Origin of the sequence: Moorena sp. SIO3I8 (genome assembly GCF_010692325.1) — a bacterium.
GTDB lineage: Bacteria > Cyanobacteriota > Cyanobacteriia > Cyanobacteriales > Coleofasciculaceae > Moorena.
Window position 1 is genome coordinate 1 of sequence record NZ_JAAHHW010000209.1, and the last position, 5,913, is coordinate 5,913.

At 43.1% G+C, this 5,913-nt stretch carries 7 protein-coding genes; 2 read left to right on the forward strand and 5 right to left on the reverse strand.

The window, feature by feature from the left end; all coding sequences use genetic code 11:
- Positions 1–326 precede the first annotated feature (326 nt).
- Complete coding sequence (locus F6K51_RS34845; RefSeq protein WP_075896297.1) at positions 327–590, forward strand: DUF3146 family protein; 264 nt, start codon at positions 327–329, stop codon at positions 588–590.
- A gap of 305 nt (positions 591–895) precedes the next feature.
- Here the strand turns inward: F6K51_RS34845 and F6K51_RS34850 are convergent, their stop codons facing one another.
- Complete coding sequence (locus F6K51_RS34850) at positions 896–1,297, reverse strand: pre-16S rRNA-processing nuclease YqgF (protein WP_293030031.1); 402 nt, start codon at positions 1,295–1,297, stop codon at positions 896–898.
- A gap of 109 nt (positions 1,298–1,406) precedes the next feature.
- Between F6K51_RS34850 and F6K51_RS34855 the strand changes: the two genes are divergently transcribed.
- Positions 1,407–2,189 (forward strand): class I SAM-dependent methyltransferase, encoded by a 783-nt coding sequence (locus F6K51_RS34855; protein WP_293030033.1) that lies wholly within the window; start codon positions 1,407–1,409, stop codon positions 2,187–2,189.
- A gap of 85 nt (positions 2,190–2,274) precedes the next feature.
- Here the strand turns inward: F6K51_RS34855 and F6K51_RS34860 are convergent, their stop codons facing one another.
- The 4 genes from F6K51_RS34860 to F6K51_RS34875 form a co-directional block, all read right to left on the reverse strand.
- Entirely contained in the window at positions 2,275–2,718 is a 444-nt protein-coding gene (locus F6K51_RS34860; protein ID WP_293030035.1) for an EamA family transporter, read from the reverse strand.
- A gap of 188 nt (positions 2,719–2,906) precedes the next feature.
- A complete protein-coding gene (locus F6K51_RS34865; protein ID WP_293030037.1) occupies positions 2,907–3,476 on the reverse strand; it encodes a hypothetical protein in 570 nt (189 codons plus the stop codon).
- A gap of 259 nt (positions 3,477–3,735) precedes the next feature.
- Positions 3,736–4,713, reverse strand: coding sequence for a D-glycerate dehydrogenase (locus F6K51_RS34870; RefSeq protein ID WP_293030040.1), 978 nt, complete (start codon positions 4,711–4,713; stop codon positions 3,736–3,738).
- Between the two features lie 123 nt (positions 4,714–4,836).
- Positions 4,837–5,607: a Uma2 family endonuclease gene (locus F6K51_RS34875; RefSeq protein WP_293030043.1), complete on the reverse strand. Its 771-nt coding sequence runs from the start codon at positions 5,605–5,607 to the stop codon at positions 4,837–4,839.
- Between the last annotated feature and the right edge of the window lie 306 nt (positions 5,608–5,913).

Here is a 5,913-nt window from a genome sequence, read left to right on the forward strand (position 1 = left end):
GACTAAATTTGGGGATTTTTCGGAAAATTTTGAGCTATTTCCCTATCCCCCTATCCCCCTATCCCCCTATCTCCTTTTCTCGTTAACTTATTTTTCTTTGAAACAGCCCTGCCCTTAAAAAAGGGGGGAATTAGATTGAAAAGTCCCCCTTATTAAGGGAAACGGGGGATCTGAATCAGGGATTAACAAAACTGACATGCACCCCCTGGGTTCCTTGGTCATCAACCACCCACACTGCTATCACATTCGGCTTGATCCCTATTGACTTATCTGCCAACAGGTCTGCTAACCTATGTCTTTAAAGCAGATTAGGATTTTTTACCATTGTGAGTGCAAAGGGTTTGCCTGAAACCACTGCCTACGTCAGAATTACGCGGCACTGCTGGCAACAGGGCAAGATTGAAGGGGAAGTCCAAGCCGCAGACTATGAATGGGAGTTTAAGTGGCATTTTCGGGTCAGTCAGCTGTTAGTCACCCCCTCTTTGGGCCGTGCCTTGATTCAGGAACCCCTTGGCCGATTTTTAGAACAGTGGGATTACCAGCTCGAACCAGGGGGAAACTATGCTTTTACGATTCGAGCCGAACTATAGCATGTCTCAATTCGTTGAGGTACTTTTGTTCTGGGGAGTAGGGAGTAGGGAGTAGGGAGTAGGGAGTAGGGAGTAGGGAGTAGGGAGTAGGGAGTAGGGAGTAGGGAGTAGGGAGTAGGGAGTAGGGAGTAGGGAGTAGGGAGTAGGGAGTAGGGAGTAGGGAACTTTGGATCAGTGTAAAAATCCTGTGTACCTCATTACTATGATAAATGCTATATTCTCAGAAGGGATAATAGGGGAAAATTAGAAGAGGCTTGAGCATCCTGTCAATAGGTCATGCCCAAGGGAAGACGACGATATCCCTTTTAGCTTTTGCTTTTGATTATATAGCGCTCGATTAACAAAATTGCCACAATATCATCAATGGGTCGAGGAGGTTGGCGCATTCCTTCGGGGATGAGGCGTTGGAACCCTTTGGGAGGATACATTTGCCAGTAGCGTGGGCGAGCTTCTAAACTACTGTAGCGCTCATCTACCAGGACAATAGGTACTGATGCTGGTAATTCCTCCTGGATTTTCTGTTTCCATCTCTTGGCAGTAGTTTGGTCTCCCATCACAATGGTTTCAATGGGGAATTGTTGACACAGTTGCTGGAGTTTTGCGATCGCATTTCCTGAAGCGACTACCTCATGGGTTAGCAGCTGACCCTCTTTTTCCATTACTGCTACACCACATTTATCTCGTCCTGGATCGAAGCCTAAAATCATCTCAATGCACGGATTATGTAAATCTTTGTCAAAATTGCTAATCTGGCCACACAACTAGTACCCTACCCTACAAGTACAGTGATTGCCTAAATCCTGATTGGTATTAATCATGACCGAAACGAACCTTGAGACAACACCATTACACCAGATGAACCCAGAGAGTCGATTTTCTGAACTGGTGGCAGATTATGCGAAATACCGACCCAGTTACCCAGCTGCAGCTATCGACAAGATTCTGGAAGGACTTGAGAACAGAGGGCAACTGGTAGCTGCGGATATTGGTGCAGGAACAGGAATTTCCTCTCGGCTACTAGCTCAACGGGGAGTTCGAGTTATTGCCATCGAACCCAATACTCAGATGAGACAAGCTGCTACCAGCCATCCATTGGTTGAATTCCGGGATGGAACTGCTCAACAGACCAACTTACCTGATGCATCTATTGACTTAGTCGCTTGCTTTCAATCCTTCCATTGGTTTGACCCAGAGCCAAGTTTGCTAGAGTTTCGCCGTATCCTGAAGCCTACTGGAAAATTAGCTGTGGTCTGGAATGACCGCAACCGTCAAGATGATTTTACCCAAGGCTATACTCATCTAGTGCAAATCGCCTCCAATCATCATCCGGCTGAGTCCCGTATGTGTTCGGTAGACCCCTTGCTCGCTAGTCCATTGTTTCCTAAGGTCTGTTCCTACACCTTTTCTTATCAGCAAGCCTTAGATAAAGATGGTCTGATTGGTCGTGCTAAGAGTGTCTCCTATATCCCACGGGAAGGATTAGCTCACCAGAAACTTATCTCTGATTTGCAGGAATTGTACAACAGTTGGTGTGATCACAAAGGTTTAGTTTACTTGACGTATCGTACCAAGGTTTACCTAGCTCAACCTGAGTGCTGAGTTGTGATTAATAATTGTCACTCTATAGTATTTATCAAATATCGGATGATACCACCAAACTTTAAACACCTTAACAGCGGTTATCTTAAGCATCTAACTGAGTATTAAAGGAAATTATTGCTATACCTATAATCACCATAAGGATTCCTATGATTTGCAATACAGTTAACTTTTCATGCAAAATAAAAAAACCTAAACAACTCCCACACAAAACGCTTCCTCCAATAATTACAGGTAATCCAATAGAGACATCAGTATCTTCAAAAAAGTAAAATGAAAGAATTTCAGCTAGCCCTATCAGAATTCCTGCAGATACCGAGTAGGTAATGCCCTTGGTAGTAACTTCTATTGGCGCACCTTTTAGTTTGAGAAAAAGAAGCACAGGTAGTCCTAGGAGAAGAGCCGTATATTGGAGAATAGCAGCTCCCAAGATATGATCAATTTGCTCGGATGATAGCTTTATAAAAAAGTTGTACGATCCATAAAGAAACGCTATCACTAACGAAAGAATTATAAGCCCTGAACTCATTAAATTATCCTAGTCAAGTATCCGATTATTTATTAAACTCATCTAAATCTAACACTAAAATCGTCACAATAGGTAAATTTAATAATAGTTGACTTACTTATTCGAATAAGATTTATGCTAAGTAGGGCTTGCTTAAAAGTTAAAAATTATGCCCGACTACTGCGTTAGTCTAGTTTAGTTCGTCCAAGTTAAAGTTCCTCCAATTTCAAATCGTCAATATATAGCAGGAAAAAGCCTAGAAAAACTGTCATTAGTGATCGCCAAAACGGTTGAATAGGTATGTCCCAAATCAACCCCCATATACCACACCAGGAAGTGATGATTGCGAGCAGAGTATACATAGTTGATAGGTTAGGATATTTGGTTTTGAAATTATAGAAAAGCTTTTCCCTCGAATTCATTTCTTCGAAATCTTTTTCCATAGGAGTTTTTTTCATAAGCACTAGCTCCTCCAAGGATAGGTCATCTATCCAGAGCGTGAACAAACCAATGATTAACAAAGCAAGGTGACGCATCACCACTTTTAGGGCAAACTCAGGGGCAGGCTCCTCAAGCAAATTGGCTCCTTGTGCCCATGTATCCGAGATCAGGACAGCGCCACTCCAGATGCCTATGATACAAGTTGTTACATATAGAGCGTGGATGTTAGGGTATTTAGTCTTGAGGGTATTGAAGAACTTCTCGCGCAGACTAGGGCGACTAGAGGGTTTTGGTTGGATGTCTGAAATAGCTGATTTGATGGGTTTTTTAGGGTCCATATTAAGTTTGCTTAAATTAGAACTCAAGTAAACCGATTGGGAGCAGGTCAAAGTTGCAGAACATTTGTACTATGTCCCATGAGCGCAAGCTTAAACCCATTAGGGGGCTATAGATAATGTAAAAATATTATGCATAAGTGAGATGCTGCCCCTATTACCAATTACCAATTACCAATTACCTATTACCTATTACCCAAATTTAGTACAAATGTTCTGCATAAGTGACATGCTCCCAACCGATTTATTTTAATACTTTATTTTAATACACTTGTGGATTCACACAATAGGGTAATCGCTTACCCAAAAGTCCAGCAATAAGATTATTCACGGCCATCGTAGCCATTTGCGATCGCGTTTGATAAGTTGCACTGCCAATGTGAGGGGTGATGATCAGATTATCCAAGCTCAACAAGGAACTATCCATGGGAATGGGCTCTGGTTTAGTTACGTCCAGAGCAGCAGCAGCGATTTGACCATTGCTTAGAGCTTGGTACAATGCTTCTGGATCTACGATTGCTCCTCGTGCCGTGTTGATCATGATCGCTGAGGATTTCATCAGCTCAAACTGGGGAGTACTAAATAAATGGTAGGTTTCTTCAGACAGAGCAGTGTGAATGGTAATAAAGTCTGATTCCCTTAGGAGCACGTCGAATTCAGCATACTTTACACCCAAAGATTTTTCTAATTCTGAGTCCCGTCGATGCCGACTGTAATAAAGAATTTCCATATCAAACCCTCGCCCACGACGAGCAACAGCTTGACCAATGCGTCCAAAGCCAACAATTCCTAAAGTAGCACCGCTGATGTTTGGTCCTAGCAATAAGGTCGGTTCCCAAGTCTGCCAATGACCAGCACTTACAAATTGGTCTGCTTCAATCACTCGCCGTGCTGTTGCCATGAGTAACGTCCAGGCTAAGTCAGCTGTTGCCTCAGTCAGGACACCAGGAGTATGACCAATGGGGATACCCCGGATGCTGGCAGCAGAGATATCAATGTTATCGTAACCTACTGCTAATTGGCTGATTACCTTCAGGGATGGTGCAGCTTCGAGGATTTGCTTGTCAATGGAATCTGTGAGTAGGCACAGTAAGCCATCGATTTCTTTGACTTTGTTCAGCAATACCTCGTAGGGAGGCGGTTGACGCTCTGGCCAGATTTCCACATTGGCGATTTGGTGGAGTTGTTCGAGTCTGGTATCAGGAAGGCGGCGAGTTATGAAGACTTTGGGTTGAGACATCGGGTGGGTCAGTTGTTGTGGCTATAAAAATTTTCGTCTGCATCTCAAGGACTAGATTATAGAGTAGATTATCAAGGGAATTTTCAAGGGGAATTTGCTATTAGGATTAGCTGCTTCTTCCAGCTAACGATTCATAAAATCTTCAGGATTCATCCCCAGTTGTTTTAGTTGAGCTTTCAAAGCATCAAGGTTCTGTTCAGCTTCCGCAGCCCGTTGCTCAGCTTGAATAGCCCGTTGACGTTCTTGAGATGCTTCCAGTTCAGCCTGTTCAGTTCTTTCCTCTGGGGAGGGATACCGTTTCCCGTGAAGGTCATACCAATAAAGCCATTCCCGACTCCAATCCTGATAACTTCCTAACTCTGTACCAATTCCTAACCCAATTTCTGGCATCCACACTGGATTCCCGCTTTGACGCACATACACCCCATCTACCAAGCGATGAACCTCAAAGGGCTCCCCTTTGCGTGGATAATAACTGTCGCCATCATAAATTACATAATATAGGAATCCTAATTCGGCATAGTCTAATTTTTTCTGGTCGTACTCGCCATTGTAGGTTTGAGAGACATTTTCGATGGCTAGAATTGGCACGGTGTTGTTTTCTTCCCAAAGCACATAACTTAAACGTCCTTGACGACCCTTGGGACGAATTTTGCGCCGGTCTACTCCTAAACTTAAGAAAGCGTCAGGAACTATCGCGCTTTGGTTAGGGTGGTAATAGTAGCCCATATCAATTCCAAAAAACCAGTCATAGCGCTGTTGCCAGATTAAGGATAAGATCCCTTTGAGCAAGTGGGGAATTAAATCTTGCAGTTCGTTATCCACAGGGGTGTTATCAGAAGAGGGTAACTCCTCGGAAGTAGGAAGATATTGTAATGGGTCATACTTTAGCATGGTGATTCCCCTTAGTTAGACCTGGCTGATTGCATTTTACCCAAACTAGAAACTAGAAGAACTAGAATTCCCCACACCAGACCTATGAGCTTATAGGGTTAGGATGCAAGTTAAGGCGCAAGGGAAGCGTTAAAAAAAGACCCCACAAATTCTTATAAATTCTGATCTTTCCACTCTATATAATGATTGATTGGATTCCTTCCCACTCAAGGTGGGATGCAGAAGTGTTTAACTTTAGATCAGGGAACTTCGGATGAACTAGTTTTAGATTAACTTGGTATCTTTAACTACAGTTTTTAGCATCTT

What these genes read in the sequence shown, in the direction of transcription:
- F6K51_RS34850 (WP_293030031.1), bottom strand. Translation starts at nt 1,297, where the DNA reads ATGATTTTAGGCTTCGATCCAGGACGAGATAAATGTGGTGTAGCAGTA.
- F6K51_RS34855 (WP_293030033.1), top strand. Translation starts at nt 1,407, where the DNA reads ATGACCGAAACGAACCTTGAGACAACACCATTACACCAGATGAACCCA.
- F6K51_RS34860 (WP_293030035.1), bottom strand. Translation starts at nt 2,718, where the DNA reads ATGAGTTCAGGGCTTATAATTCTTTCGTTAGTGATAGCGTTTCTTTAT.
- F6K51_RS34865 (WP_293030037.1), bottom strand. Translation starts at nt 3,476, where the DNA reads ATGGACCCTAAAAAACCCATCAAATCAGCTATTTCAGACATCCAACCA.
- F6K51_RS34870 (WP_293030040.1), bottom strand. Translation starts at nt 4,713, where the DNA reads ATGTCTCAACCCAAAGTCTTCATAACTCGCCGCCTTCCTGATACCAGA.
- F6K51_RS34875 (WP_293030043.1), bottom strand. Translation starts at nt 5,607, where the DNA reads ATGCTAAAGTATGACCCATTACAATATCTTCCTACTTCCGAGGAGTTA.